The 25,859-nt window shown below is 71.4% G+C and carries 28 protein-coding genes; 14 read left to right on the top strand and 14 right to left on the bottom strand.

Going from position 1 to position 25,859, the window contains the following annotated elements:
* Nucleotides 1–17 precede the first annotated feature (17 nt).
* Nucleotides 18–1,172, top strand: a complete 1,155-nt coding sequence (locus tag ABZS37_RS04020; protein ID WP_355165325.1) for an FHA domain-containing protein — start codon at nt 18–20, stop codon at nt 1,170–1,172.
* A 216-nt stretch (nt 1,173–1,388) separates the two neighbouring features.
* Here ABZS37_RS04020 and rocD read toward each other — a convergent pair whose 3' ends face one another.
* From rocD to ABZS37_RS03995, 5 genes are all read right to left on the bottom strand, one after another.
* On the bottom strand, nt 1,389–2,603 hold the full coding sequence (gene rocD, locus ABZS37_RS04015) for an ornithine--oxo-acid transaminase (protein ID WP_355165881.1): 1,215 nt from the start codon (nt 2,601–2,603) through the stop codon (nt 1,389–1,391).
* On the bottom strand, nt 2,603–3,418 hold the full coding sequence (ddaH, locus tag ABZS37_RS04010; RefSeq protein ID WP_354995405.1) for a dimethylargininase: 816 nt from the start codon (nt 3,416–3,418) through the stop codon (nt 2,603–2,605). The genes rocD and ddaH overlap by 1 nt, the downstream gene beginning before the upstream one ends.
* A gap of 350 nt (nt 3,419–3,768) precedes the next feature.
* Nucleotides 3,769–4,674, bottom strand: coding sequence for a thrombospondin (locus ABZS37_RS04005; RefSeq protein WP_355165323.1), 906 nt, complete (start codon nt 4,672–4,674; stop codon nt 3,769–3,771).
* Between the two features lie 278 nt (nt 4,675–4,952).
* Nucleotides 4,953–5,207 carry a hypothetical protein gene (locus ABZS37_RS04000; RefSeq protein WP_355165321.1) on the bottom strand — a complete coding sequence of 85 codons (255 nt, stop codon included), beginning with the start codon at nt 5,205–5,207 and terminating at the stop codon, nt 4,953–4,955.
* Complete coding sequence (locus tag ABZS37_RS03995) at nt 5,204–5,374, bottom strand: hypothetical protein (protein ID WP_355165319.1); 171 nt, start codon at nt 5,372–5,374, stop codon at nt 5,204–5,206. Before ABZS37_RS03995 ends, ABZS37_RS04000 begins: the two co-directional genes overlap by 4 nt.
* A 249-nt stretch (nt 5,375–5,623) precedes the next feature.
* On the opposite strand from ABZS37_RS03995, the gene ABZS37_RS03990 reads away from it, so the two are divergent.
* The 3 genes from ABZS37_RS03990 to ABZS37_RS03980 are packed head-to-tail and all read left to right on the top strand — an operon-like array spanning nt 5,624 to nt 7,570.
* Entirely contained in the window at nt 5,624–6,511 is an 888-nt protein-coding gene (locus ABZS37_RS03990) for a helix-turn-helix transcriptional regulator (protein WP_355165317.1), read from the top strand.
* Nucleotides 6,504–6,704 (top strand): DUF397 domain-containing protein, encoded by a 201-nt coding sequence (locus tag ABZS37_RS03985; protein WP_355165315.1) that lies wholly within the window; start codon nt 6,504–6,506, stop codon nt 6,702–6,704. Before ABZS37_RS03990 ends, ABZS37_RS03985 begins: the two co-directional genes overlap by 8 nt.
* Nucleotides 6,705–6,760: 56 nt before the next feature.
* The gene (locus tag ABZS37_RS03980) at nt 6,761–7,570 is read left to right on the top strand and encodes a DNA-formamidopyrimidine glycosylase family protein (RefSeq protein ID WP_355165313.1); all 810 of its coding nucleotides are present in this window, start codon (nt 6,761–6,763) and stop codon (nt 7,568–7,570) included.
* A 15-nt stretch (nt 7,571–7,585) separates the two neighbouring features.
* Here ABZS37_RS03980 and ABZS37_RS03975 read toward each other — a convergent pair whose 3' ends face one another.
* Together ABZS37_RS03975 and ABZS37_RS03970 are read right to left on the bottom strand one after the other, a co-directional pair.
* Nucleotides 7,586–8,452 (bottom strand): aminoglycoside phosphotransferase family protein, encoded by an 867-nt coding sequence (locus tag ABZS37_RS03975; protein ID WP_355165311.1) that lies wholly within the window; start codon nt 8,450–8,452, stop codon nt 7,586–7,588.
* A gap of 36 nt (nt 8,453–8,488) precedes the next feature.
* A complete protein-coding gene (locus tag ABZS37_RS03970) occupies nt 8,489–8,947 on the bottom strand; it encodes an Lrp/AsnC family transcriptional regulator (protein WP_354995299.1) in 459 nt (152 codons plus the stop codon).
* 93 nt (nt 8,948–9,040) lie between these two features.
* On the opposite strand from ABZS37_RS03970, the gene ABZS37_RS03965 reads away from it, so the two are divergent.
* The 4 genes from ABZS37_RS03965 (at nt 9,041) to ABZS37_RS03950 (ending at nt 12,762) form a co-directional block, all read left to right on the top strand.
* Entirely contained in the window at nt 9,041–9,892 is an 852-nt protein-coding gene (locus tag ABZS37_RS03965; RefSeq protein WP_355165309.1) for a TIGR03619 family F420-dependent LLM class oxidoreductase, read from the top strand.
* The gene (locus tag ABZS37_RS03960) at nt 9,889–10,314 is read left to right on the top strand and encodes a nucleoside deaminase (protein ID WP_355165307.1); all 426 of its coding nucleotides are present in this window, start codon (nt 9,889–9,891) and stop codon (nt 10,312–10,314) included. Before ABZS37_RS03965 ends, ABZS37_RS03960 begins: the two co-directional genes overlap by 4 nt.
* Before the next feature lie 244 nt (nt 10,315–10,558).
* The gene (locus ABZS37_RS03955; protein ID WP_355165305.1) at nt 10,559–11,824 is read left to right on the top strand and encodes an AGE family epimerase/isomerase; all 1,266 of its coding nucleotides are present in this window, start codon (nt 10,559–10,561) and stop codon (nt 11,822–11,824) included.
* Nucleotides 11,821–12,762 carry a carbohydrate kinase gene (locus ABZS37_RS03950; protein WP_355165303.1) on the top strand — a complete coding sequence of 314 codons (942 nt, stop codon included), beginning with the start codon at nt 11,821–11,823 and terminating at the stop codon, nt 12,760–12,762. Before ABZS37_RS03955 ends, ABZS37_RS03950 begins: the two co-directional genes overlap by 4 nt.
* A 131-nt stretch (nt 12,763–12,893) precedes the next feature.
* Here the strand turns inward: ABZS37_RS03950 and ABZS37_RS03945 are convergent, their stop codons facing one another.
* From ABZS37_RS03945 to ABZS37_RS03935, 3 genes are all read right to left on the bottom strand, one after another.
* The gene (locus ABZS37_RS03945) at nt 12,894–13,871 is read right to left on the bottom strand and encodes a LacI family DNA-binding transcriptional regulator (RefSeq protein WP_355165879.1); all 978 of its coding nucleotides are present in this window, start codon (nt 13,869–13,871) and stop codon (nt 12,894–12,896) included.
* Between the two features lie 72 nt (nt 13,872–13,943).
* The gene (locus ABZS37_RS03940) at nt 13,944–15,323 is read right to left on the bottom strand and encodes an FAD-dependent oxidoreductase (protein WP_355165301.1); all 1,380 of its coding nucleotides are present in this window, start codon (nt 15,321–15,323) and stop codon (nt 13,944–13,946) included.
* A 21-nt stretch (nt 15,324–15,344) separates the two neighbouring features.
* Nucleotides 15,345–16,481 (bottom strand): glutamate--cysteine ligase, encoded by a 1,137-nt coding sequence (locus ABZS37_RS03935; protein WP_355165299.1) that lies wholly within the window; start codon nt 16,479–16,481, stop codon nt 15,345–15,347.
* Between the two features lie 165 nt (nt 16,482–16,646).
* Here ABZS37_RS03935 and ABZS37_RS03930 point away from each other — a divergent pair, with 165 nt between their 5' ends.
* The 4 genes from ABZS37_RS03930 (at nt 16,647) to ABZS37_RS03915 (ending at nt 20,853) form a co-directional block, all read left to right on the top strand.
* Nucleotides 16,647–16,940 (top strand): DUF6412 domain-containing protein, encoded by a 294-nt coding sequence (locus tag ABZS37_RS03930; RefSeq protein ID WP_355165297.1) that lies wholly within the window; start codon nt 16,647–16,649, stop codon nt 16,938–16,940.
* Between the two features lie 99 nt (nt 16,941–17,039).
* Nucleotides 17,040–17,795: a membrane protein insertase YidC gene (gene yidC / locus ABZS37_RS03925; protein WP_355165295.1), complete on the top strand. Its 756-nt coding sequence runs from the start codon at nt 17,040–17,042 to the stop codon at nt 17,793–17,795.
* 71 nt (nt 17,796–17,866) lie between these two features.
* Nucleotides 17,867–19,285, top strand: a complete 1,419-nt coding sequence (locus ABZS37_RS03920; protein WP_355165293.1) for a carbohydrate-binding protein — start codon at nt 17,867–17,869, stop codon at nt 19,283–19,285.
* Nucleotides 19,286–19,434: 149 nt separating this feature from the next.
* Nucleotides 19,435–20,853: a cellulose binding domain-containing protein gene (locus ABZS37_RS03915; protein WP_355165291.1), complete on the top strand. Its 1,419-nt coding sequence runs from the start codon at nt 19,435–19,437 to the stop codon at nt 20,851–20,853.
* Between the two features lie 50 nt (nt 20,854–20,903).
* Here ABZS37_RS03915 and ABZS37_RS03910 read toward each other — a convergent pair whose 3' ends face one another.
* Both ABZS37_RS03910 and ABZS37_RS03905 read right to left on the bottom strand, forming a co-directional pair.
* A complete protein-coding gene (locus ABZS37_RS03910) occupies nt 20,904–21,575 on the bottom strand; it encodes a DedA family protein (protein WP_355165289.1) in 672 nt (223 codons plus the stop codon).
* Nucleotides 21,576–21,634: 59 nt separating this feature from the next.
* Nucleotides 21,635–22,249 (bottom strand): DUF1349 domain-containing protein, encoded by a 615-nt coding sequence (locus ABZS37_RS03905; RefSeq protein WP_355165287.1) that lies wholly within the window; start codon nt 22,247–22,249, stop codon nt 21,635–21,637.
* A gap of 79 nt (nt 22,250–22,328) precedes the next feature.
* On the opposite strand from ABZS37_RS03905, the gene ABZS37_RS03900 reads away from it, so the two are divergent.
* Nucleotides 22,329–23,981, top strand: a complete 1,653-nt coding sequence (locus ABZS37_RS03900; RefSeq protein WP_355165285.1) for an alpha-amylase family protein — start codon at nt 22,329–22,331, stop codon at nt 23,979–23,981.
* 63 nt (nt 23,982–24,044) lie between these two features.
* Nucleotides 24,045–24,803, top strand: coding sequence for a 3-oxoacyl-ACP reductase FabG (fabG, locus tag ABZS37_RS03895; protein WP_355165283.1), 759 nt, complete (start codon nt 24,045–24,047; stop codon nt 24,801–24,803).
* Nucleotides 24,804–24,932: 129 nt separating this feature from the next.
* On the opposite strand, the gene ABZS37_RS03890 is transcribed toward fabG, so the two are convergent.
* Complete coding sequence (locus ABZS37_RS03890) at nt 24,933–25,349, bottom strand: hypothetical protein (protein WP_355165281.1); 417 nt, start codon at nt 25,347–25,349, stop codon at nt 24,933–24,935.
* A complete protein-coding gene (locus ABZS37_RS03885) occupies nt 25,342–25,737 on the bottom strand; it encodes a hypothetical protein (RefSeq protein ID WP_355165279.1) in 396 nt (131 codons plus the stop codon). The genes ABZS37_RS03890 and ABZS37_RS03885 overlap by 8 nt, the downstream gene beginning before the upstream one ends.
* Between the last annotated feature and the right edge of the window lie 122 nt (nt 25,738–25,859).

Here is a 25,859-nt window from a genome sequence, read left to right as displayed (position 1 = left end):
GTCATCTGGAGCGCCCGATGAGATTCGAGATCAGCAAGGTGCTGGACGCCATCGAGGGCCGGGTCTGCACGGACCCGTTACTGGCTCGGGCCGTGCTCGACCTGGCCGAGGTGATCCGCTACCAGGACCTCGACGGCGGCCGGCCAGCCAGCCTGCTGCGCCTCGGCATGGTCATCGACGCGCTCTCCCGCGAGCTGGAGGAGGACAGCGTCCAGGTCTACGCGGTGGTGCACCGGGCGCTGCTCTCCGACGCCGACCTCACCTCCAACGAGCGGATGGTGGTCCGGCGCTGGGCCGACGACGGGCTCGTCGAGGTGCTCGACAACCCGGGCGACCGGATGTTGGAGGTCGCCGACCTGCTCGGGTTGCCGGTGCTCAGCCGGGTCCGCTTCGACGGGTTGCGTGGCCGGTTCCCGTGGCTGGTCGAGCAGCCGGGTCGGGTGCTCGCCCCGGTGCCGGGCGCCGGTGGGCCGGTGTTCATCGCGCACGTCGGTGGCGGGCACTCACCGGTGGCCGGCAAGCGCTCGCAGACCGGGGCAAAGCTGCTGGCCCGCCAGTGGCACTGCCCGGAGTCGGGTTGCGCGCTGTTCGGCAGCGGTGGTGGGGGCGGCGCGTTCGCCGACCTGGCCCCGGCGGCGGAACGCAGCCCGGCAGGGCAGCCGCCGCCCGCGCTGCGAAATGGCGTACCGACCTGCCCCCGGCACGGCGTACGGCTCGGTGACGCGGGCCCTCGGCCGCGTACGGAGGTGCTCGCGGTGCGCGTCGGCGGCCTGGTCCGGCGGCGGTTCGTGGTGAGCGAGGAGCAGCCGGTCGTGGCTGGCCGGGCCCCGGAGCAGGACGGCGGGATCATGCTCGGGCAGTGGCTCAACGATGAGGCCCGGCGGTGGATCAGCCGTGGCCACGTCCGCTTCGAGCTGCGCGTCGGCGAGGTCATCGTGACCGACGTCAGCACCAATGGCTCCGGCATCCGCCCGGGCGGCTCGATGGCTGAATCGGACCGGGTTCCCCTGGCCCCCCAGCAGTCCCGGGTGTTGGGCGAGAACGACATGGTGGAGCTCTACCCCGGGGTGCAGATCGGTCGCGCCGAGGAGTTGCCCACCGGCGCCCCGTTCACCCCCACCTCGGTAATGGCCGAAGCCCCAACGATGGCCATGCGCCTACCCCGCCCCTAACGCCCCGGCCCCGCCACCCGCCTGCCCCGCGCCCCCCCGCGTGCCCCCCGCGCCCCCCGCCCCGTCGATCTAGGGCATATCGTCGTGATTCGAGATCATCAAGCGACGATTTGCCCTAGATCAACGGGGGCGAGGGGCGGGGGGCACGGCGGGCGAGGGCGGGGTGGGCGAGGGCGGGGTGCGGCGGGGCGGGGGAGGGAGGGGGAGGGCGGCGGGTTAGGCGGCTAGCACCTCGGCTAGCCGGGCTACCGCCTGGTCGATCTCGTCTTCGGTGATGACCAGGGGTGGGGCGAGGCGGATGGTGGAGCCGTGGGTGTCCTTGGCGAGGACGCCACGCTCCATCAGGCGCTCACATGCCTCGCGCCCGCTCATCAGCGCCGGGTCGATGTCCAGACCGGCCCACAGACCGCGGACACGCACCCCGACAAGCCCCTTGCCGACCAGCCCTTCCAGGCCGGCCCGCAGCCGCTCACCCAGCTCGGCCGAGCGGCGCTGGAACTCGCCGGTGGCCAGCAGCCGGACCACCTCGATCGCCACCGCGCAGGCGAGCGGGTTGCCGCCGAAGGTGGAGCCGTGCTGGCCCGGCTTGAGTACGCCGAGCACGTCGGCGTTCGCGGCCACCGCGGAGACCGGCACGATGCCGCCGCCGAGGGCCTTGCCGAGCAGGTACATGTCCGGCACGACGCCCTCGTGGTCACAGGCGAAGGTCGCGCCGGTACGCCCCAGACCGGACTGGATCTCGTCGGCGATGAAGAGCACGTTGCGCTCGGTGCAGACCTGGCGGACGCCCGGCAGGTAGCCCTCCGGCGGCACCACCACGCCCTGCTCACCCTGGATCGGCTCCAGCAGCACGGCCACGGTGTTCTCGTCGATCGCGGCGGTCAGCGCGTCCAGGTCGCCGTACGGCACGACCGTGAACCCCGGGGTGTACGGCCCGAAGTCGGCGCGGGCGTCCTCGTCGGTGGAGAAGCTCACGATGGTGGTGGTCCGGCCGTGGAAGTTGCCTTCGGCGACCACGATGTTGGCCTGCCCGGCGGCCACGCCCTTGACCTGGTAGCCCCACTTGCGGGCGACCTTGATCCCGGTCTCCACCGCCTCGGCGCCGGTGTTCATCGGCAGCACCAGGTCCTTGCCGCACAGCTCGGCCAGCTCCCGGCAGAAGTCGGCGAACTGGTCGTGGATGAACGCCCGGCTGGTCAGCGTCAGCCGGTCCAGCTGTGCGTGCGCGGCGGCGATGAGCTGCGGGTGCCGGTGGCCGAAGTTCAGCGCGGAGTAGCCGGCCAGGCAGTCCAGGTAGCGGCGACCGTCCACGTCGGTGAGCCAGGCACCCTCCGCGGACGAGATCACCACCGGCAGCGGGTGGTAGTTGTGCGCTGTCCAACGCTCGGCGTCCCGGACCGCTCCCGGCGTCCGCAGGATGTCATCCACGATCACTTGCTTGCCTTTCCCTGACGGAGTCGTAGCGTGCAGCACTTCGGTCCGCCGCCGGCCTTACGCAGCTCGGACAGGTCGACACCGATGGTCTCGTAGCCCCGGTCGCGCAGTTTGGCGGCCAGGTCGGTGGCCTGCGCGGGCAGCACCACGTGCCGCCCGTCGCTGACCGCGTTCAGCCCCAGCACCTCGGCGTCGGCCATGGTGGCGTGCACCGCGTCGGGGAAGAGCCGGCGCAGCACGGCCTGGCTGCCGGGGGAGAACGCCTCGGGCAGGTACGCCACGGTCCGCTCGTCGAGCACGGTGAGCGCGGTGTCCAGGTGGTAGAAGCGCGGGTCGACCAGTTGCATGGTGATCACCGGGTAGCCGAAGACCTCCTGCAACTGGGCGTGCGAGGCGTGTGCGGTGCGGAAGCCGGTGCCGGCCAGCAGGTGGTCGCCGGCCAGCAGGACGTCGCCCTCGCCCTCGTTGACGTGCTTCGGGTCGTACATCTCGAAGCCGGCGGCCTCGAACCAGGCCCGATAGGCTGGCGCCTCGTCGGCGCGCTGCGGGTCGCGGAACTGCACGGCCATCGCCTTGCCGTCGATCACGGTGCCACCGTTGGCGGCGAAGACCATGTCGGGCAGGCCCGGCACCGGAGTGATCTCCTCGACGGTGTGGCCCAGGTCGCGGTACGTCTGGCGCAGCTGCTCCCACTGCCGGATGGCCAGCGCGGCGTCGACTGGCGCGCTCGGGTCCATCCAGGGGTTGATCGCGTAGTCGACGGCGAAGTACGTCGGCCGGCACATCAACAGGCGCTGGCTGGTGGCGTCCATCGTCATTGTCCTGCTCCCAGGGTCGGGCGCGCCCGGCCACCGTGGCCCACGGGCTGGCGCCGTTGCTCAACGTTATGCGGCGTCAGCGGCAGAATCCACCACCGAGAGTTGCGCAGACCGGATATTCGTTGCGTGTGACGGGTGTGCGGCCGCGATTCGTTGCGTTGATGGTCGGCTGCCGTGGAAATGCGTCGGGGCCCGGCACTCGCCGGGCCCCGGAAACACTTCAGGGGCGGCGAACCGCCGCCCCTGAAAGGGTGTCGCCCGGCCGGTGAACCACCGGATTGTTCGGGCTGCCGGCGAACCGCCGGCTTTTGCCGGTGCATCACCGGCGAGCGGAACAGTGCCCGCTAGAAACGATCGACAAACTGTGAGTCGAGCCACTCGCGGAAGCGCTGCACCCAGTCGCCGTCGGTGGTCGGCCAGTCGAACTGGCCGGTCATCGCGAGCACCCCGACCACCACTGCGGCCAGCCCGATCAGCACACCGAACAGCGCGTCGGTCTTGCCGGCGACGTGCCGGCGGCGGGTGGCCATCAGGCCGAGCACCGAGAGCACCGCGCCGAACGCGCCGAGCCCGATGCCGTACCCGGCCAGGGTGCCGGTCAGCACGAAGAGCGCACCGGCGACGGAGACGATCAGACCGAGGGTGGCGAGCAGGCTGGCCCGGGGCTTCGGGCCGCGCGTCACCGGCGGCTCGGGCGCGGTCGTGCCCGGGGTCGGGTCGACCGGGCGGTCGGTCGTGACCCGGTCCGTCGTGTCGGGTCGCCGGGTCGTGCTGGCGAGGTCCGCGTCCCGCTCGGTGGTACGTCCCGTGGTCGGGTCGGTGCCGGGCCGCGGCTCGGTCTCCACGGGCCGGGCGGTGGTGGTCTCCACGGGCCGGGCGGTCGCGGGCGGGGACTCTTTCTCCACCGGTCGGCCGGTGGCGGCCCGGGCTACCGCGGCCCGCTTGGCGGCCCGCCGCTCGGCCTCGCCGGCCTGCTCGGCCTCGCCGGCCTGCTCGGCCTCGCCGGCCTGCTCGGCCTCGCCGGCCTGCTCGGTGGGCGCGGCAGCGCTGCGGTACGTCGTCTGGTCGGCGTCCCGGTCGGTGACCACCGGGCGGCCAGCGGTCTCGTCGTCCGCTCGACTCACGCGGGCCTCCGAGTCGTCCCGGCCGTCGACGGCCGGGGTGTCGCGGCCGTCGATACGGCCGTCGAGGTTCTCGTCCCGCGTCGGTGCCGGCTCGGACCGGCGGGACAGCGAAGGAATCTTGACCACTACACACCTCCTGATAAATGCGTGGTGGCCGACGGATCGGGATGGCGCCCACGCGGTACCGCCCTGAACTACCCACCTGGGCGTTTCCTGACACCAATTCCGGGTACGGCCGTGGACGGTCGCCGTCTCGATCACACGATCGTGGGCTGACCAGCAGGGGGCATGGGTCGGGGTGCCTATGGAGCTGAATCGTTTACGACATCGGCGGATGACTCGTCTGTGACATCAGCTCCACAGCGCGCGAGCACACCTCATCCGACATCCCGGCCAAGAGGCGATCAGCGGCCGACCGGGTTGGCGTGCAATGCAACAGCCCGGCGCACTCGCACCCCGGCCTGCCGCACGTACACCTCTCGCTTGTCGACGGCCACGCCCTTCTTATTGAGGACGTAGCCCGTCAGCCAGACCCACCCGTGGTACGTCGGGCGGGGGTCCACACTGACCAGCCGTAGGCGGAGCGCCCGATCGCCGGCGAACTGCACCGAGCACGCCTCGCCGATCAACAGCAGGTCACCGGGCCTCAGGTCGATCACGTCGGCCAGTGCCCACGGCTGATCGGGATGCGGTGGCGGGCTCGGCAGGGCAACTCCGCGCCGCAGCGGCACACCGTGCGCCAGCGCCCCCAACTCCAGACGGGTCGATGCCGGCGGGCGAGGGTCAGCGCGGTGACCAAGAGGTATTCGTTGTACGACACGCGCACGGCGGCGTCCTTCCCGAGGAATAGCGCCGCCCCGGCTAATGCGCATGGGCGAGGCGGAGCGCTTTTGTCGACGCCATTCCCGACGCTTTTCCAGAGGCCTCCGACGCGTGCCAGCATGTTCCATGCTGGCCCCCTTGTGCAACGCGCACGGCCGTCCTACTCTCAGGCCATATTGACGCACGAGGAATGGACGACAAATGCGTGCGGGGCGAAACATTCGGTGTTGCAGGAGGGGTGCGGTGATGTTGCATGACGGATGAAACAAGCGGGTCCACGGTCCCTCGGCGGCAGCTCGGACGGCTGCTCACGCAGCTCCGCGAGGACGCCTCGGTGACGCTGGACGCCGCCGCCGACGCACTGGACTGCTCGCGGCAGAAGGTGTGGCGCATCGAGAAGGGGTTGGTCCCGGTGCGCGTGGTGGACGCCCGTGCGATGTGCGCTCTCTACCGGGTGCCCGAGCCTATGAAGGAGATCGTCGCCGGGCTTGCGAAGGAGACTCGCGCCAAGGGTTGGTGGCACTCGTACGGCGATATCGTTCCGTCGTGGTTCTCGCTTTACGTCGGCCTGGAATCGTCCGCGACTCTGATTCGCCGATATGACTCGGAGCTGATCCCTGGGCTCCTGCAAACTCGCGAGTACGCCAGCGAACTGTTTCGCCGGAAGAATCCGACGATGAGCGGGGAGGATCGGGAGAAGCTGGTGGAGGTGCGGTTGCAACGGCAGGGCATCCTCGTTCGTCGGCTGCCCACCGCGCCGGCCTTGAGAGTCGTCCTGAGCGAAGCCGTGCTGCACCGCACCATTCCCGACCGGCTCGCGATGGCCCAGCAGTTGCGGCACCTGCTCGATGTGGCGGCGCTGCCGAACGTGAGTCTGCGGGTGCTCCCGCTTGCCGCTGGCCCGCCCCTGGCCAGTGAGACGGGGACCTTCGTCCTGCTGGATTTCCCGCAGGCGTTCGGGAGGGCATCGACCGAGCCAACTACCGTCTACCTCGAAAACATCACCGGAGCGCTGTATCTGGACAAGCCAGCCGAGGTGGCAGCCTACGAACACGTCTGGTCGGACCTAAAAGCGCTCGCCTCGGGTGAGGCAGAATCAGAAAAAATGATCACTTCGATCCTCGAGGAGCATCATGACTGACCTTGCCGGTGCCATCTGGCGCAAGAGCACCCGCAGCGGCGGGAGCGGCGGTGACTGCGTCGAGGTGGCCGACAACCTTCCCGGTGTCGTGGGTGTGCGGGACAGCAAGGACCCGATCGGCCCGGCGCTGGCCTTCGCCCCGGCCGCCTGGACCGCGTTCGTTGCCGGCATCAAGGGGCAGCGCCAGGGCTGACGGCACCGCCCAGCTCAGTCGGCCCTGCTGAGCGAGACTGGCTATCCTTGGCACCCGTGCCAGAGGGACACACGATCCATCGCCTGGCGGCCCGGCACGCCGAGCTGTTCGCCGGGGACAAGCTGCACGCCCACAGCCCGCAGGGCCGCTTCGCCGAGGGCGCCGCGCGGCTCTCCGGGACCGTGCTGGAGAGCACCGAGGCGTACGGCAAGCACCTCCTGCATCACTACGCCGGTGAGCTGACGCTGCACGTACACCTCGGGCTGTACGGGAAGTTCACCGATGGGTCGGGGGAGCCGCCGGACCCGGTCGGTCAGGTGCGGCTGCGGCTGGCCAGCGACCGGCACTGGCTGGACCTGCGCGGGCCCACCGCCTGTGAGCTGCTCACCCCACCCGAGGTGGCCGCACTGCGAGGCCGCCTTGGGCCGGATCCGCTGCGCGTCGACGCCGACCCGGAGCGGGCGTACCGCAGGATTTCGCGCAGCCCCACGACGCTGGCCGCGCTGCTTCTCGACCAGTCGGTGGTGGCCGGCACCGGCTTGATCTTCGTGACCGAGGCGCTGTTCCGGGCCGGGCTGTCGCCGACGATGCCCGGCCGGCTGCTGAGCAGGGCGGGCTGGGACGCACTCTGGGCCGACCTGGTCGGGTTGATGCGGCTCGCGGTCGAGCACGGCCGGATCGACACGGTGCGCGACGCGCACCTGCCGGAGGCGATGGGCCGGCCGGCCCGGGTGGACCGGCACGGTGGCGAGGTGTACGTCTACCGCCGCCCCGGCGTGCCCTGCCACGTCTGCGGCACCGAGGTCAGCCGCGGTGAGCTGGCCGGTCGCAACCTCTACTGGTGCCGTACCTGCCAGCCCGGCTGAGCCCCCTGCAGGGCGTCAGCCCTCGTCGAGTAACCAGCGGACGACCTCGATCTGGTGCGGAAAGACGACCTTGTCGGCGATGCTCCAGGCCAGCGTGTGCCCGATCGTCCAACCCCGGGCCCGCTCCCGGTCCAGCCCCAGTTCGGTGCTGAGCCGGTCCAGCCGGTGCCGGACGGCGGCCGGCGAGTGGCCGAGCTCCCGGCCGCGCACCATCGGCACGATCGAGAACTCCCGCTCGCCGGTCAGCGGCTTCGGATCGATCGCCAACCACGGGTCCCGGTCGGCGGCGAGCACGTTGCCGGCGTGCAGGTCCTGGTTGACCAGCACCTGCTCGCCCTGGCTCGACGCCAGATCGGTGAGCAGGGTGAGCGCCGCGTCGAGCAGTCGCCGCTCGCACGGCCGGCCGGCTCGTTCCCATGTGCGGGGCATCCGGTCGATCCAGCCGGCGGCCTCCTCGGCCAGCGGGGTGAACGGCGCGCCCGCCGGCCGCCAGAGTCGGGGCAGCAGCACGGTCACCGCGTCCAGCGCGCGGTCCATGGGCAGCTCGTGCAGCGGAGTGCCGGGCTGGCAGCGTTCCACCAGCAGGGCGCGCCGTTCCGGGTCGTGTGCGAGCAGCCGGATCGCCCCGTCGCCGTCCCAGTGGGCCAGCGCGTCGGCCTCGCGCCGGCTCTCCTCGTCGGGATACTGAAGCTTGAGCACCGCAGCCGTGCCGTCGGGCAGATCCGCCGGGAGCGCCAGGGAGGCGTAGGCGTACCGGAAGGGCGGGCCGAGTCGTAGCGACCACCGCTCGGTGCACTCCGCCAGCCACGTCGGGAGTGTGGCTAGCCAGGCCCGGCCCGCCGGTGACGCACGTACCCAGTCAAGTCCCTCGGGTAGATCCATCCGGCCATCCTGGAGCATCCACCGCGCTTTGGTGGGTCAGGAGCGGGGCGGCGTCAGGCGCGGGCCGCGATAGGGCAGGGTGGCGCTGTAGACCACATTGGTGGTGGTGCTGCCGAACCCGGCGAGATCGTTGACGACCTGTTCGAGGTGCGCCATCGACGTCGCGGCCACCTTCAGCACGTAACAGTCGTCCCCGGTCGTGCGCAGGCACTCCAGAATCTCCGACCGTTGATCCAGTAGCCGGTGCAGCGGTTCGTGCCGACTGCCGGGGTACTTCAGTCGGATCACCGCGAGCACGGCGAAGCCCGCCTTGGACAGGTCGACCTCGGCGCGGTAGCCGCTGATCACACCGGTCGCCTCCAGCCGCCTCACCCGCTCGGTGGTGGCCGACGCGCTCAGCTTGACCCGGCGGCTGAGCTCGGTGATCGGCAAGCGGCCGTCGCCCTGCAACTCGATCAGGATCGACCAATCGAGATCATCAAGATTCTCGGCCATCCGGCCAATCTACCGGCGGATTCACGGCAAAGGCCAGCGAAGGCAGGGATCACGGTGTTCCCGCGCCGCTCCACGCTGGCTAGCGTATAACCCGTGCAAATTGGCGTGAACGTACCGAACTTTGCCCCGGGTACCGACCCCGACGTGCTGCGACAGTGGGCGCAGACGGTCGAGGGTCTCGGCTTCGACCTGCTGATGGTCTCCGACCACATAGCGGTGACACCGGACGTCGCCAAGCAGTATCCGGCGCCGTTCTATGAGCCGTTCACCACGCTGTCCTGGCTGGCCGGGGTGACCTCCCGGGTCCGGCTGGGCACCACGGTGCTCATCGTCCCGTACCGGCACCCGCTGCTCACCGCCCGGATGGCGGCGAACCTCAACCGGCTCAGCGGCGGCCGGCTCGTCCTCGGCGTCGGCGTCGGCTGGGCCCAGCAGGAGTTCGAGGCGCTCGGCGTGCCGTACCGGCGGCGCGGCGCGCTGACCGACGAGTACCTGCGCACCATGCGCGATGCCTGGCAGAACACCGACGACTACGACACGGATGCGATCCCGATCTGGGTCGGCGGCAACAGCGAAGCCGGCATGCGTCGCGCGGTACTTCTCGGTGACGCCTGGCACCCGCTGCGGGTCACGCCCGGATGGCTGGCCGAGGCAGCGGTGCGGCTGAAGATCATCGCCGACGAACTGGGTCGCCCGGTGCCCGCGTTGATGCCGCGCATCGCACTGCGGGAGGTCCCTGAACCGATCACCGCCCCGGACCGGCTCGCCGGTGTCGGCACCATCGACCAGATCATCGCCGACCTCGACCAGATCCGTCTGCTCGGCGCGGAGACGGTCGTGCTCGACCCGTTCAACGGCGACCTGACCGAGATCCGCCAGCCCGAACGCGCCTGGCGGACACTTGCGGCCGTGGCCGCCCACCACACATCCCAGGAGGACCGATGACCCCCGACGACGAAGAGTTTCTCCGCCGCGCCGTGGAACTCGCCAGCGAGGCAGGGGCCTCCGGCGAACGGCCCTTCGGCTCGTTGCTGGTCGGTGCGGACGGCACCGTCCTGATCGAGGACCACAACACCGTGGTCTCTGACTCGGACATCACCGCACACCCGGAACTGAAGCTGGCCCGCTGGGCCGCGAGGGAACTCGCCCCCGACGTGGCCGCCGGCACCACCATGTTCACCAGTTGCCAGCCCTGCCCGATGTGCGCGACCGCGATCGACCGGTCCGGCCTCGGACGGGTGGTGTACGCCCTGTCCGGCGAGCAGTTCGAGGAGGTCAAGCCGGCCACCCCGCCGCTGCCCCCGGTCCGGTACGAGGGGCCGGCGCTGTTCGATGAGGCGCGCCAGCCGATCGACAACTATTACTAACCACAGCGGAGGGGCGGTGTGACGCAACCGGAATTGACAGTCGGCCGGCTGCCGGAGCAGGGTTGAGCGGTGACAACGATGTCAACGGGCAAAGGGGAGGAATCGTACACATGATCCTTCCCGCAGCGCACCCGGCGCGGGCAGCCGGTTCGCGGCGTCCCGTTGGCGGTTCCCCGGCGCGGACCCGGTCCGCCCACCGATCCTGGCCGTATGTCCCTTCCCTACCCGGCGGTGACCAGCTGAGATGACCGACGTGCCCCGATCCGACGCCGCAACGACCCCCGCTCCTGCCGGGTCACCCGACCTGCCCGACCTGGACGATTTCCTCGCCGACCAGACCCGCACGCTGCTCGACACGGCCCGCCGCGCGGTCCGGCCCGAGGGCGGCTTCTGGTGGCTGACCGACGACCGCACCCCGGACCGGAGCGAACCGGTATTCACCTGGATCACCTGCCGGATGACCCACGTGGCCGCCCTCGCCCACCGCAACGGCGACCCGGATGCCGCCGCCCTGGTCGACCACGGGATCGCCGCGCTGAACACGCTGCTGCGCGACGACCGGTACGGCGGCTGGTTCAGCGCGGTGGACCAGCACGGAGCGCCCGTCAACGATCGCAAGGCCGGCTACGACCACGCGTTCGTGCTGCTCGCCGCGTCCGGCGCCGCGCGCGCCGGACGGCCCGGCGCGGACCAACTGCTCGCCGACGCGCTGACCGTCGTGCGGGACCGGTTCTGGGACGCCGACGCCGGAGCGGTCCGCGAATCGTGGAACCGGGACTGGACGGTCACCGAGGACTACCGCGGCGCCAACAGCAGCATGCACATGGTCGAGGCGTTCCTCGCCGCCACCGCCGCCACCGGCGACGCGAGCTGGGCCGACCGCGCCCTGCAGATCGGCACCCACCTGGTGCACGGGGAGGCCGCCCGGCACGACTGGCGGCTGCCCGAGCACTTCACCGCCGACTGGACGCCACTGCCCGACTACAACCGGGACCGGCCCGCCGACCCCTTCCGGCCGTACGGCTCCACCATCGGCCATTGGCTGGAGTGGGCCCGGCTGCTGCTGGAGTTGGAGGCGGTCCTGCCGCAGCCACCCCGCTGGCTGCTCACCGACGTCCGTGCTCTGTTCGCCGCCTCCGTTCGTCGCGGCTGGGCGGTCGACGGCGCCGACGGCTTCGTCTACACGATCGACTGGGACGACCGGCCGGTGGTGCGCTCCCGGATGCACTGGGTGCTCGCCGAGGCCATCGGTGCGGCGGTCACCCTGCACCGCCGCACCGGGGACGCGGTCTATGCCGACTGGTACCGGGTCTTCTGGGCGTACGCCCGCCGCTACCTGATCGACGACACCGGCTGGCGACACGAGCTGGACCCGCAGAATTTGCCGGCCGACACGGTCTGGCACGGCCGGCCGGACGTCTACCACGCGTACCAGGCGGTGCTGCTGTCCCGCTCGGCCGACGGGCTCGGCGGCCCCGGCCCGCTCGCACCGGGCGAGGTGACCGCGTGATCGTGGTAGCGGGTGAGGCACTGATCGACCTGGTCGTCACCGCCGAAGGGCAGCGCGCCGTGCCGGGTGGCTCCCCGGCGAACGTGGCGGTCACGCTGGCCCGGCTCGACCAGCCGGTACGACTGCTGGCCCGGCTCGGCACCGACGAGTACGGTCGGCAACTCGCCGAGCACCTGAGCGTCAACAGGGTGGACCTGGCGTGGGCGGTCCGCGCCGAGGAACCCACCTCGGTGGCGGTGGCCACGCTGAACGCCACCGGGCAGGCCAGCTACGACTTCCGGCTGGCCGGCACGGCGGACTGGCAGTGGACGCCGCAGGAGCTGCCCGAGCTGGCCGGGTCGTCGGCGACCGCGCTGCACACCGGGTCGCTCGCGCTCGCGCTGGCACCCGGCGCGCAGGTGCTGGAGGACCTGCTGGCCCGGGAACGCCGCCGGGACGGGCTCACCATCTCGATCGACCTCAACCTGCGGCCGAGCATCGTCACGGACCGGGCGGCGGAGCAGGAGCGGGTACGCCGGCAGGTGCGTCTCGCACACCTGGTGAAGGCCAGCGACGAGGATCTGGCCTGGCTCTACCCGGACCGGTCGGTGGCCGACGTGATGGCCGAATGGCGCGAGGCCGGGGTGTCCTGTGCGGTGGTGACCCGGGGCGGCGACGGTGCCTGGCTGCTCGCCCCGGACGGATCACTGCACGAGGAACCGGCGGTACGCACCGTCGTGGTCGACACCGTCGGTGCCGGCGACTCGTTCACCGGTGGCCTGCTGGCCGCGTTGGCCGATCTCGACGCGCTCGGCGTCCGCCCCGCCGATCGGCTCGCCGCGGTGACCGAGCCGCAGTGGAATGCGGTGCTCCGACAGGCCGCAACGGTGGCCGCCCTGACCTGTAACCGCCAAGGCGCCGACCCACCAACCCGCACCGAGGTCGAAGCCCTGCTCTGACCCGCACCCTCGCCCCGTCGATCATGGACTTGTGGTGGGCGTTTGACTGCACTTCGCGGCATACGTGCGGCACCACAACTCCATGATCGACCCGAGGCCCGAGCCCGAGGCCGGGGTTGCGGGTTGCGGGGTCAGCTCGGGGTTGGTAGGCCTCGGGGGAGCAACCTTGTGGGGAGCACCGTGGTTGCGGGTGGGGAGTCGTCACCGGCGATCCGGCCGAACAGCCGCTGGGTGGCGACCCGGGCCAGCTCCCGGGTGTCGTACCCGACGACGGTCAACGGCCGAGGCATCAGGTGGGCCAGTTCGAAGTCGTCGAAGCCGACCAGCGCGGCGTCACTGCCCCGCCGGTGCAGCTCCTGGAGCGCGCCGACGGTGAGCCGGTTGTTGGCGCAGAAAAAGGCGGTGGGCGGGTCCGGCAGGTCGAGCAGCCCAGCGACCGCCCGGCCAGCCTCCTCGGGAGCGATGAGCCTCTCGCGGACCAGCGACTCGTCCGGCTCGACCCCGGCCGCGGCCAGAGCCGCCCGCGCCCCGGCCAGCCGCTCGCGCATGGTGGGCACGCTCGGCGCGCCGAGCAGGAGGCCCACCCGTCGGTGCCCCTCATCGAGCAGCGCGCCGACCCCGGCGTGGCTGCCGCCCCGGTTGTCCAACAGCACCGCGTCGGCCTGCAGCCCCTGCGGCGGCCGGTCCAGGAACACCACCGGCATCCCCAGCTCGACCTCGCGACGCAGGAACGAGTGGTCGGGGCCCGCCGGCACCACCAGCAGCCCGTCGACCCGGCGCTGGGTGAAATCCTGCAACAGGGCGCGTTCCCGCTCCGGGTCCTCCTCCGACGAGGCGGTGATCAGCATGGTGCCGTGGGCGGCGGCGATCTCGGCGGCGACGCTGGCGATGGTCGCGTAGAACGGGTTGGCGATCTCCTCGATGAGCAGCCCGACCGTGGCGTTGAGCTGCCGGGAGCGCAGGTTGCGGGCGATGTCGTTGCGCCGGAAGCCCAGCTCGGCGATGGCGGCCAGCACCCGGCTGACCAGCTCCTGCCCCACCGGCTCGTCGTTGACCACCCGGGAGACCGTCTTCAGGCTGACGTCGGCACGCCGAGCCACGTCGACCATCGTCGGGCGCCGACGCACGGTCGGCCGGGTCGGGGTCTGCGTCACGGGGTGGTCCTCCACGGCGGGCGCGGGTCAGCGGTCGAGGGCGGCGAGCGCGTCGACCGCTTTTCGGGCGGCGATGAGCACCGGGTCCCACACCGGCGCGTACGGCGGAGCGTAGCCCAGGTCCAGTGCCGTCATATCGTCCACCGTCATACCGTTCCAGAGCGCCACGGCCAGGGTGTCGATCCGTTTGGCCGCCTCGGACCAACCGACGATCTGCGCGCCGAGCAACCGGCCGCTGGGTCGCTCGGCGATCAGCTTCACGGTCATCGGGCGGGCACCGGGGTAGTAGCCGGCCCGGTTGGTCGACTCGGCGACCACCGAGACGAAGTCGAAGCCAGCCTCCGTGGCCTCCCGCTCGCGCAGGCCCGTCCGGCCGACCTCCAGGTCACAGACCTTGGTCACCGCCGTGCCGATCACGCCGGTGAACGTGGCGTACCCGCCGCCGATGTTGATCCCAGCGACCCGGCCCTGCTTGTTGGCGTGGGTGCCCAGCGGCACGTGCACCGGCATCCCACTGACCCGGTGCAGCGTCTCCACGCAGTCACCGGCAGCCCACACGTTGAACAGGCCGGCCACCCGCATCCGACGGTCCACCCGGATCCCGCCGGTCGGCCCGATGGGCAGCCCGGCAGCCTCGGCGAGCGCGGCGTTCGGGCGTACGCCGAGGCCCAGGACCACGACGTCGGTCGGAATCGGCCCCTCGGCCGTGACCACCGCGGACACCCGGCCGTCCCGCTGCTCCAGGCCGGTCACCTTCAGACCGGTGCGGATCGTGACGCCCAGGCCGCGCATCGCGTCGACGACCAGCTCGGCCATGTCGCCGTCCACCGTCGACATGGCCTGGTCGGACGCTTCGACCAGGGTGACGGAGAGACCACGTTGGATCAGGGACTCGGCCATCTCGACGCCGATGTACCCGCCGCCGACCACCACGGCCCGGCGCGGCTGCGGTTCGCCGTCCAGCCAGTCGCGCAGGGCCGCACCGTCATCGAGGGTCTGCATGCCGAACACGCCACCCGCGTCGGTGTTCGCCCACGGCGGCTTCACCGGCACCGCGCCGGCGGCGTACATCAGGTCGTCGAAGCGCTCGCGGACCTCGCCGCCGCCCTCCAGGTCCCGGGCCACGACCTCGCGGCGTTCCACGTCGATGGCCGTGACCTCGTGGCGCATCCGGACGTCCATGGCGTACGTCGTGCGGAACGTCTCCGGATCCCGGGCGATCAACGCGTCCGGGCCGGGCACCAGCCCGCTGATCCAGTATGGGATGCCGCACGCCGAGTAGGAGGTGAAGTGGCCTCGCTCGAAGACCACGATCTCCAGGTCGTCACGGTCGCGGCGGCGTCGGGCCTGGGACGCCGCCGACATTCCGGCGGCGTCCCCGCCGATGACGATCAGGCGTTGCGCCACGGGTTCATCCTGTCACGCTGCTCAGCCACGGGTCTGCCGCGCGACGTCCTGCACCACGTCGGTGAGATTCCCGGTGCGCGCGTACACCGCGCGCTGTCGTGCCGCGCCGCTGCCGTGCCGGCGCAACCCACCCAGCAGATCGGTCACCTCGGCCCAGTCGTCGTGCTGCTCCAGCGCCGGTCGCATCCGTTCCACGAACCGGTCCAGCAGCTCCCAGGCCGGGCGCAGCTCGCCGGTGGTGACGTCGACGGCGTCGCCTTCCAGGCCGTCGTGGGCGGCTCGCCAGTGCGCGCCGACGAGGAGGTGATGGTCGGTCTGCAACGCCGGCCGGTCGGCCTCGACGTCCGCCATGGCGGTGGCCACCAGGGCCCGGACCAGCGCGGCGACCAGCACCGCGTCGTCCACCGACGGGCAGACGTCGCCGATCCGCAGCTCCACGGTCGGGTACTTCGCCGACAGACGGGCGTACCAGTAGAGCATCCCCTCGTCGAGCATCACCCCGCTGGCGATCAACTGGCGGATCAGCCGCTGGTAGTGCTCGTGCGACTCCAGCCACGGCGTCGGCGCCACCGACGGCCAGCGCTCCCACTCGACCGAGCGCCAGCTGGCATAGCCGGTGTCCCTACCCCGGGCGAACGGGGAGTTGGTGGTCACGGCGTGCAGCATCGGCAGCCACGGCCGCACGTGGTTGAGCACCTGCACGCCGGTCTCCGGATCGGGCACACCCACGTGCACGTGCATGCCGTTGTTGCCGGGGCCGGGGACGAGCAGCTGGAACCGCTCGATCATCCGGTCGAAGCGGGGCTTGTCCACCACCGGCGGCACCGGGCCGTCCACCGGGCCGGTGCCGATGGCGAGCAGACGTACGCCGGCCCGCTCGGCGGCGTCGGAGAGCGCCCGACGCAGCACGCCCAGGGAGTGCCGGATCGACGAGAGCTCCAGGCCGGGCGGGCTGCCGATCTCGATCTGACTGGTCTGGAACTCCCGCTCCACCTGCCCGCGCAGCTCCGCCGGCACCTGCTCCATGACCAGGTCGACGGCGGGGACCGCGGCCCCGGTGTGTGGGTCGACGAGCAGGAACTCCTCCTCGACACCCACGGTGAGCAATCCGGTCGCCGCAGCGATCTCGTTGGGCGCCTCAGCCACCTGGCCCGTCATCGACACCACCGTCCGTTCCTACCGGTCGCGGTCCGTCCGCGTCGGTCCGTTGTTTGGTTACCCAACGTGGTGATGCCGGGAAACGTGGCGGCGGCGCGTCTCGGCCCACACCGGGGAGGCCGCGATCCGGCCCGTCGACGTGACACCGGGTCCTAGGCTGATCCTGTGCCGGTGTCGCTGGGGTTCTTCGGGGTCGCGTGGTTGTCCGCGTTCGCCCAGGTCACCCTGCTTGCGGACCGGCCGGCCGACCTGCTCGCCAGCGCCGCGTTGACCACCCTGACGCTGCTCGCCGCGCTGCTCGCGGCGCGGGTGCTCGGCCGCATGAGTGCGCCGGGCACCGGGCGGCGCTGGGTCGCACTGCGCGCCCGCTCCCGTGGCCGCCCGGTGCCCCGGCAGATCGACCCCGACGCCGCCGGTCGGCCCCGCCCCCGCGCACCCGGTCACCCCTCGGCCGCGTAGCGCCACGCCGCCGCGCGGCCGATCCCGCCGTCACCGGTCCTCCCGCCGTGCAACGCCGTCGGGGGAGGACCCCACCGGAATCGGACCGAGGGGTTTCCCATGCTCGCCTTCGCACCAGTGCACGGCGCGGTCGCCGCCGCAGGCACCGCACTGTCCTGGCTCACCGACCTGCTCGAACCGTTGACCGGCGGTATGGCCACCGCCGCCGCCATCGTGCTGTTCACCATCGCCGTCCGGTTGCTCATCTCGCCGCTCACCGTCGCGCAGGTCCGCGGCGAGCGGCGCCGCGCGGCGCTCGCCCCGCAGGTGCGCGATCTACAGCGGCGGTACGCGGACGACCCGGCGAAGCTCCAGGGCGAGGTGTTCGCCCTGTACCGCTCGGCCGGCGCCAACCCGATCGCCGGCTGCCTGCCGTTGCTGCTCCAGGCACCGTTCCTGCTGGTCCTCTACCGGCTGTTCAGCAGCTCCGAGGGCGGCACCGGGCTGCTCGACGAGCGGTTGGCCGGGGTGCCGCTGGGCCACCATCTCGGCGACGGGTTGGCCGGCGCGGCCGGTCCGCTCTTCGCGATCCTGCTGGTCGTACTGCTGCTGTTGGCCTGGTGGTCGTCGCGGCGGGCCCGCCGGGCGTCGGCGGCGGTCGGCACGGTGGCCGGTACGCCCACCGAGGGCCCGGGTGCCGCCACGCTCGCCCGGCTGCTGCCCCTGCTGCCGTTCACGACGGTGCTGGTGGCGCTGGTGCTGCCGCTCGCGGCGGTGATCTACCTGGTGACCACGACCGCCTGGTCGGCTCTGGAGCAGGCGGTGCTCCGGCGCCCGCAGGCGGCTCCGGCAAACGTCGACGTAGATCGACGTTGACAACTGTCCCGGTGGGACGTACAACTCTGAGAGAGCGCTCTCTCGACCCGTCCCCGCAGAGAGGCATGTCCATGCCACCTCCTTCGGCGGCCACCGCCGCCCCACCCGCCCGACGCCGCCTGCTGGCGTCCGTCCTGCTCGTCGCCACCACCACCGCCCTGGCCGGCATCACCGTGACCGCGCAGGCCGCCGTTCCGCCCCCCGCCGCAGGCTGGAGCACGGTCTGGAGTGACGACTTCACCGGCGCGGCCGGCACCCTGCCGTCGGCCGCCAACTGGATCATCGACACCGGGCACAACTACCCGGGCGGCCCGGCCAACTGGGGCACCGGCGAGATCCAGAACTACACCGCCAGCACCGCCAACGTCAGCCACGACGGCGGCGGCAACCTGCGGATCACGCCACTGCGCGACGGCGGGGGTGGCTGGACCTCCGCCAGGATCGAGACCGTGCGCAGCGACTTCAAGGCCCCGGCCGGCGGCGTGCTGGCCATCGAGGGTCGGATCCAGATGCCGAACGTCACCGGTGCGGCGGCGGCCGGCTACTGGCCGGCGTTCTGGGCGCTCGGCGCGCCCTACCGCGGCAACTACCAGAACTGGCCGGGCATCGGCGAGTTCGACGTGATGGAGAACGTCAACGGGATCAACTCGGTCTGGGGTGTGCTGCACTGCGGCGTCGCCCCCGGCGGGCCGTGCGACGAGTTCAACGGCATCGGCGCCTCCCGGGCCTGCCCGGGTGCCAGCTGCCAGTCGGCGTTCCACACCTACCGGTTCGAGTGGGACGCCTCGATCAGCCCCCAGCAACTGCGCTGGTACGTCGACGGGCAGCTCTTCCACACCGTCACCCAGAGTCGGGTCGGTGATTCGGCCTGGTCCCAGATGACCTCGCACGCGGGCTACTTCCTGCTGCTCAACGTGGCGATGGGCGGGGCGTTCCCGAACGGGGTGGCCGGCAGCGGCACGCCGACCGCGGCGACCGTCCCGGGTCGGCCGATGCTGGTCGACTACGTGGCGGTGTACCGGCGAGGCGGCGGGACCACCCCGCCCACCACTCCGCCTCCCACCACGCCGCCGCCCGGCGGCACGAGGGACGCGTACGGGCAGATCCAGGCCGAGGCGTTCAGCGCGCAGAACGGCGTGATCGTCGAGGCGTGCGCCGAGGGCGGGCAGAACATCGGCGCGCTGCGTAACGGGGACTGGGTGCGCTACGACAACGTCGAGTTCGGCTCCACGCCGGCGCGGGACTTCGTGGCCCGGGTGGCCTCCGGCGCGGGTAGCGGGGTGAGTGGCCTGGTCGAGGTGCGGCTGGACAGCCCGACAGCGGCTCCCATCGGCAGCTTCGCGATCGGCAACACCGGCGGCTGGCAGAGCTGGAGCTCGGTGCCCGGCAACGTCGGCGCGGTGACCGGCCGCCACGCCGTCTACCTCACCTTCACCAGCGGCCAACCGAACGACTTCGTCAACGTCAACTGGTTCACCTTCCGCCGCTGAGGCGGGCCACTTCCGGGCCTCCCGTCGCGTAGTCGCGCGGCGGGAGGCCCAATCTTCCGCGTCCACCCCTGGACAGAAACAGTTAACTGTCTTAATAATTAGCGCCAACGTTGACGTCCATGGATGCCCGCCCGGGCGTGGAGGGTCGCATGAAACCTGCCAGATCCCTTGTTCTGTCCCTGGTCACCGCACTCGCGGCGACGATCGGCGCGGCCTGGGTGGCGCTGCCCGCGTTCGCCGCCGGACCGACCGCCAGCTTCGTCAAGACCGCCGAGTGGGGTGCCGGCTGGGAGGGGAAGTACACCATCACCAACGGCGGCAGCTCGACAATCAACGGCTGGAGCCTCGCCTTCGACCTGCCGTCCGGCACCACGCTCGGCAGCTACTGGGACGCGTTGCTGAGCTCCGCGGGTCAGCGGCACACCTTCACCAACCGGTCCTGGAACGGCAGCATCGCCCCGGGCGCCTCGGTCTCCTTCGGCTTCCTGGCCAGCGGTTCCGGATCGCCGAGCGGCTGCCAGCTCAACGGTGCGCCCTGCGGCGGCGGTACCCCGCCCACCACCCCGCCGCCCACGACCCCACCCCCCACGACCCCGCCGCCCACGACGCCACCCCCCACGACGCCACCCCCCACGACGCCACCCCCGACGACCCCGCCGCCCACCGGTGGGCTGCCCAAGCACCTGCTCACCGGCTACTGGCACAACTTCGACAACCCCGCCGTGGAGCTGCGGCTACGCGACGTCCCCGCCGACTACGACCTGGTGGCGGTCGCCTTCGCCGAGGCCACCGCGACGCCCGGTGCGCTCACCTTCGGCATCGACCCCGGGCTCGCCGCGTCGCTCGGCGGCTACACCGACGCGGACTTCACCGCAGACGTACGCACCCTGCACGCACGCGGCCAGCGGGTGATCCTCTCGGTCGGCGGTGAGGCCGGCCGGGTCACCGTGAACGACGTCGCCTCGGCCACCGTCTTCGCCGACACGGCCGCCGCGCTGATCGCCCGTTACGGCTTCGACGGGATCGACATCGACCTGGAGAACGGGCTCAACCCGACGTACATGGCGCAGGCGCTGCGCTCGCTCCGGGCCAAGGTCGGTGCTGGTCTGATCATCGCGATGGCGCCGCAGACCATCGACATGCAGTCCCCGGCCGGCGGCTACTTCAAGCTGGCGTTGGACATCAAGGACATCCTCACCGTCGTCAACACCCAGTTCTACAACTCCGGGGCGATGCTCGGCTGCGACCAGAACGCCGCGTACGGCCAGGGCACGGTGAACTTCATCGTCGCGCTGGCCTGCATCCAGTTGGAGGCTGGGCTCCGCCCCGATCAGGTCGGCCTCGGTCTGCCCGCCGGGCCGGGCGCGGCCGGTGGCGGCATCGTCGCGCCCAGCGTGGTCAACGCCGCGTTGGACTGCCTGGCCCGGGGCACCAACTGCGGCAGCTTCCGCCCGCCGCGCACCTACCCCGGCATTCGTGGCGCGATGACCTGGTCGGTGAACTGGGACGTCAGCAACGGCAACGGCTTCGCCCGCACGGTGGCCCCGCACCTGGACACCCTGCCCTGACAGCCCGGTTGGCGTCGTTCAGGGCGCCAGCGTCAAACCGGTAACGCGGATCAGCGACCGGCGGTCACCGACCGCCGGTCGTCGCGCTCCCGACGTCGACGGATCTTGCGGATAACCCAGCCGACCACCATGACGACGAAGACCGCGACGATCGCGTAGTTGAACCAGTCGCTGTAGCGCTCGACGTTCTGCCAACGGCTGCCGAGCGCGTAGCCGGCCCCGACGATGAGACCGTTCCACACCCCGCTGCCGATGGTGGTGAGCAGGATGAACTCGCCCAGCGGCATCCGGTTGGCGCCGGCCGGGATGGAGACCAGGCTGCGGACCACCGGCACCACCCGGCCGATCAGCACCGCCCACCGGCCGTGCCGCTCGAACCAGCGGTCGGCCTTCTCCAGGTCGTCGCGGTCCACCAGCGGGATGCGATCCAGCCAGCTCTTGAGCCGCTCCTCGCCGAGTGCCGCGCCGAGCCAGTAGAGCACCAACGCGCCGACCAGCGAGCCGACCGTCGCGGCCAGCACCACGAGTACGACGTTGAACTGGCCCTCATGGGCCAGGTAGCCAGCGAGCGCCAGCACGATCTCACTGGGGATCGGCGGGACGATGCTCTCCAGCGCCACCAGCAACGCCACGCCCACCGGGCCCATCGCCTCGATCACGGAGGCCACCCAACCGGTCAACCCGGTGAACTCGGACGGGTCGCCAGTCTGGGCGTACGCCATGGTCGTCCTTCCGTGGTCGGCTGTCGGGGATCAGGTGGTGATACCCGACAGCCGACCACCTACACCTGCGGGTGCAGCGCGGTGTCCGCCGGCCCCTGCCGCCAGCCGGTGAACACCACGGTCAGGCCGGCGCGGGACGGCGCGCAGCAGAACGGGCCGGCCATGGCCTCGGCCGCCGGGTCCAGGGGGGCGAGCCGAACCAGTCGCCACGGCTCGCCGTCGGCCCGGGCCCGGACGGTCAGCGCGTCGCCGGCCCGGCTGACCCGGACGGTCACCTCCCGGCCCGCCCACTCCGGCACCGGGGCAACCGACCAGTCGGAGAACTCCCGGGTCACCACCGCGCCGAGCTGTGACTCGCCGTCGCTCATCTCGACGCCGGCCTTGGTCCAGACCCGTTCGTCGACGCGGACGAGCGCGCCGGCCTGGTCGAACTGCGCCGAGAAATCGAGCCGGAAGCTCACCTCCATGGCGCTGCCGACCGGCAGCGGGGCCAGCAGGGCCGGACCGTTGTCGTGTACGAAGCCGTAGCTCGTCCGCCGCCACAGGTCGCTCTCCGCCGCAGGCTCGACGACCAGCTCACCGGTCGGGCCCTCCTCGACGCGGACCGGCGGGTGCAGCCAGCTGCCCCGGGCCCAGTCCAGCGGTTCGCTCGGCGGTACGACGTCGATCTCCATGACCGGCACGGTAACCAACCGCCTTCGACGACCGCCGGACGGGTTTGCCGCGGTGATCAACAGGAGATGTTCCTCCGGCATGGGTGACCGTTGGTATTCCGAAGCCGTCGTCTACTGCCTCGACATCGACACGTACGCCGACTCGGACGGCGACGGGGTCGGTGACATTCGTGGCTTGATCGGGAGACTGGACTACCTGGCCCGGCTCGGGGTGACCTGTCTGTGGCTGCACCCGATCCACCCGTCGCCCAACCGCGACGACGGCTACGACGTCACCGACTTCTACAACGTGGACCCGCGCTTCGGCACCCTCGGCGACTTCGCCGAGCTGCTGCACCAGGCGCAGAACCGGGGCATCCGGGTGATCATCGACCTGGTGGTCAACCACACCTCCGACGAGCACCCGTGGTTCCAGTCCGCCCGCTCCTCGCCGGACTCGCCGTACCGTGACTGGTTCCTCTGGTCCGACACCGAGCCGGACGACCGGCACCAGGGCATGGTCTTCCCCGGTGAGCAGAAGGAGACCTGGAGCTACGACCGGACGGCCAAGGCGTGGTTCTACCACCGGTTCTACAAGTTCCAACCGGACCTCAACTTCGCCAATCCGGAGGTCCGGGCGGAGGTCAAGAAGATCATGTCGTTCTGGCTCCAGCTCGGTGTCGCCGGCTTCCGGATGGACGCGGTGCCGTTCATCATCGAGCTGACCGAGCCGGGCAACCCGAACTCCCCGAAGGACTTCGAGTTCCTCACCGAGATGCGCCAGCACGTGCAGTGGCGCCGCGCCGACGCCGTCCTGCTGGCCGAGGCGAACGTCGAGCCGGACCAGCTGCCGACGTTCTTCGGCGACGCCGGCGGCTCCGGCAACCGCATCCACATGCTCTTCGACTTCATGCTCAACGGGCGGCTCGTGCTGGCCCTGGCCCGGCAGGACCCGGAGGCGCTGATCGAGGCGCTGCGGGACACTCCGAAGTTGCCCGTCGGCGGCCAGTGGGCCACCTTCCTGCGTAACCACGACGAGATCGATCTGTCCCGGCTCACCACCGAACAGCGCAACCAGGTGTACGCGGAGTTCGGCCCGGACGAGAACATGCGCATCTACGACCGGGGCATCCGCCGCCGGCTCGCCCCGATGCTCGGCAACGACCGGCGGCGCATCGAGCTGGCGTACGCCCTGCAGTTCTCGATGCGCGGCACGCCGGTGCTGCGCTACGGCGAGGAGATCGGGATGGGCGAGGACCTGTCGCTGCCCGGTCGGGAGGCTATCCGTACCCCGATGCAGTGGTCGTACCAGCCGAACGCCGGCTTCTCCACGGCGGACCCGGAGAAGCTGGTCCGCCCGGTGATCGACAAGGGTGAGTTCGGCTATCAGACGGTCAACGTCACCGCCCAGCGTGGCGACTCCAAGTCGCTGCTCGCCTGGTTCGAGCGCATGATTCGCACGCTGCGCGAGGCCCCCGAGATCGGCTCCGGCTCCACCACCCACATCGACGTGGCGATGCCGGCCGGAGTGCTCGCGCACCGGGCGGACGGGCCGACCGGGACCATGGTCTTCGTGCACAACCTGGGCACCGACGACGTCGAGGTGGACCTGAGCAGCCTCGAACCGGAGGCCGACCTGCCGATCGACGTGCTCACCGACCAGGGCTACGGCGAGCTGGGCAAGCTCGGTGCGGTGAAGGTCTCCGGCCACGGCTACCGCTGGATCCGGCTCTGCCGGGGCCCCGCCTGCTGACCTCAACGGGAGGGCTGCGGGGTTAAGCTCCTTCGATCGACCCCAAGTTACCGGGAGGTAATCATGTCGGAGGAGCCCCGCGTCGCCATCGTCACCGGAGCCGCACGCGGTATCGGTGCGGCCACCGCCCGGCGGCTGGCCGCCGACGGAATGGCCGTCGCCGTGGTCGACATCGAGGAGGCGGCCACCAAGGAGACGGTGGACGCCATCGCCGGCCTCGGCGGCCGGGCGCTCGGTGTGGGTGCCGACGTGTCCGACCGGACCCAGGTCGAGGCGGCGGTGGACCGCATCGCCGCCGAGTTGGGCGCGCCCACCGTGCTGGTCAACAACGCCGGTGTGCTCCGCGACAACCTGCTGTTCAAGATGACCAACGCCGACTGGGACACGGTGATGGGCGTGCACCTGCGCGGCGCGTTCCTGTTCAGTCAGGCCGCCCAGAAGCACATGGTGGACCGTAAGTGGGGGCGGATCGTCAACCTCTCCAGCACCTCCGCCCTGGGCAACCGGGGCCAGGCGAACTACGCCGCCGCCAAGGCTGGCCTGCAGGGCTTCACCAAGACGCTCGCCATCGAGCTGGGGCCGTTCGGGGTGACCGTCAACGCGGTCGCGCCCGGCTTCATCGTCACCGACATGACCGCGGCCACCGCCGCCCGGATGAAGGTCGACTTCGACGACTTCCAGAAGCACGCCGCAGCCGAGATCCCGGTGCGTCGCCCGGGGCGGCCCGAGGACGTCGCGCACACCATCTCGTTCCTGACGAGCGAGGGTGCCGGCTTCGTCTCCGGCCAGGTCATCTATGTCGCCGGCGGCCCACGGAACTGACCCGTACTCCCGACGAGGGCGCTTCCCGCGCGGAGGGAACGCCCTCGTCGCTGGGCCTTGCGGGTCGCTGAGGGAACGCCCTCGTCGCTGGGCCTTGCGGGTCGCTGAGGGAACGCCCTCGTCGCTGGGTCAGGCGGGGTCGCGGCGGGTGCGCCAGAGCCAGATCAGGCCGAGCACCGGCAGCACCAGCGGGATGTAGCCGTACCCGCTGCCGAACTGCGACCAGACCGTCTCGTCCGGGAAGAGCTCCTTGTCGACCAGGCTCAGGACGCCGACCGCGAGCACCCCGACCAACTCCACGGAGCAGCAGGCCAGCGCGACCCGTCGGCCGGTGTGCCCGGCGCGGGCCAACCCCACCGCCGCCACGATGTAGATGAGCGCGGCCACCGCGGACAGCAGGTACGCCACCGGTGCCTCGTCGAACTTGGTGGCGATCTGCAGGCCGGCCCGGCTGGTCGCCGCGATGGCGAAGAGCAGGTAGACCGCGATCAGCAGCCGGCCCGGGCCGGCGTTCGTGGCGCGTCCGGCCGGTCGTGTCTCAACCACCAAGCACCTCCCAGGTCTGCTGCAACCGGATCACCACCACCGGGGCCACCAGGCAGACCGCGCAGACGATCGCCGAACCCCAACGGGTCGGCTCCATCCGGGCCAGCACCCAGGCCAGCGGAGGCAGGCACACCAACGTGACCAGGTAGCCGAAGAAGGCGCCCGGCTCACCAGGCCGGTCCCCGCCGCCCACCGCGACCAGGGCCAGCACGCTCAACGCGATAAGCGCCAGTTCGAGGACGGCCAGGCCGATGAACTGCACCCGGTCTGGTGGTCGGTGGCGCAGCGTCACCACCAGCGCCCACGCCGCGACGAGCAGCGACAGCACGATCGATGCCGTCGCCAGGATCCCGTCCACCGGCGAGTTGGTCGCCGCCACACTGGTCATCGGCTCCACCCGGTCGTTGCCTCGGTCACCGGCACAGCCTACTAACCGTCGTAGTAATCGGGTGAACCTGCCTCGGCGCGCGTCCGTCGAGGTGTCGACAGGCTCTGCTCGGGCCACCTCGG

This window comes from Micromonospora sp. NPDC005413, from assembly GCF_040606435.1.
GTDB lineage: Bacteria > Actinomycetota > Actinomycetes > Mycobacteriales > Micromonosporaceae > Micromonospora.
The sequence above is the reverse complement of the archived record's forward strand: the minus strand, read 5'-3'. Positions and strand labels throughout refer to the sequence as shown.

Excerpts from the sequence above, each read along its gene's own strand:
- ABZS37_RS04020 (WP_355165325.1), top strand. The coding sequence starts at position 18 with ATGAGATTCGAGATCAGCAAGGTGCTGGACGCCATCGAGGGCCGGGTC.
- ddaH (WP_354995405.1), bottom strand. The coding sequence starts at position 3,418 with ATGGACGCCACCAGCCAGCGCCTGTTGATGTGCCGGCCGACGTACTTC.
- ABZS37_RS03990 (WP_355165317.1), top strand. The coding sequence starts at position 5,624 with ATGACGGATGAAACAAGCGGGTCCACGGTCCCTCGGCGGCAGCTCGGA.
- ABZS37_RS03985 (WP_355165315.1), top strand. The coding sequence starts at position 6,504 with ATGACTGACCTTGCCGGTGCCATCTGGCGCAAGAGCACCCGCAGCGGC.
- ABZS37_RS03975 (WP_355165311.1), bottom strand. The coding sequence starts at position 8,452 with ATGGATCTACCCGAGGGACTTGACTGGGTACGTGCGTCACCGGCGGGC.
- ABZS37_RS03970 (WP_354995299.1), bottom strand. The coding sequence starts at position 8,947 with ATGGCCGAGAATCTTGATGATCTCGATTGGTCGATCCTGATCGAGTTG.
- ABZS37_RS03960 (WP_355165307.1), top strand. The coding sequence starts at position 9,889 with ATGACCCCCGACGACGAAGAGTTTCTCCGCCGCGCCGTGGAACTCGCC.
- ABZS37_RS03955 (WP_355165305.1), top strand. The coding sequence starts at position 10,559 with ATGACCGACGTGCCCCGATCCGACGCCGCAACGACCCCCGCTCCTGCC.
- ABZS37_RS03945 (WP_355165879.1), bottom strand. The coding sequence starts at position 13,871 with ATGGTCGACGTGGCTCGGCGTGCCGACGTCAGCCTGAAGACGGTCTCC.
- ABZS37_RS03935 (WP_355165299.1), bottom strand. The coding sequence starts at position 16,481 with ATGACGGGCCAGGTGGCTGAGGCGCCCAACGAGATCGCTGCGGCGACC.
- yidC (WP_355165295.1), top strand. The coding sequence starts at position 17,040 with ATGCTCGCCTTCGCACCAGTGCACGGCGCGGTCGCCGCCGCAGGCACC.
- ABZS37_RS03920 (WP_355165293.1), top strand. The coding sequence starts at position 17,867 with ATGCCACCTCCTTCGGCGGCCACCGCCGCCCCACCCGCCCGACGCCGC.
- ABZS37_RS03915 (WP_355165291.1), top strand. The coding sequence starts at position 19,435 with ATGAAACCTGCCAGATCCCTTGTTCTGTCCCTGGTCACCGCACTCGCG.
- ABZS37_RS03910 (WP_355165289.1), bottom strand. The coding sequence starts at position 21,575 with ATGGCGTACGCCCAGACTGGCGACCCGTCCGAGTTCACCGGGTTGACC.
- ABZS37_RS03905 (WP_355165287.1), bottom strand. The coding sequence starts at position 22,249 with ATGGAGATCGACGTCGTACCGCCGAGCGAACCGCTGGACTGGGCCCGG.
- ABZS37_RS03900 (WP_355165285.1), top strand. The coding sequence starts at position 22,329 with ATGGGTGACCGTTGGTATTCCGAAGCCGTCGTCTACTGCCTCGACATC.
- fabG (WP_355165283.1), top strand. The coding sequence starts at position 24,045 with ATGTCGGAGGAGCCCCGCGTCGCCATCGTCACCGGAGCCGCACGCGGT.
- ABZS37_RS03885 (WP_355165279.1), bottom strand. The coding sequence starts at position 25,737 with ATGACCAGTGTGGCGGCGACCAACTCGCCGGTGGACGGGATCCTGGCG.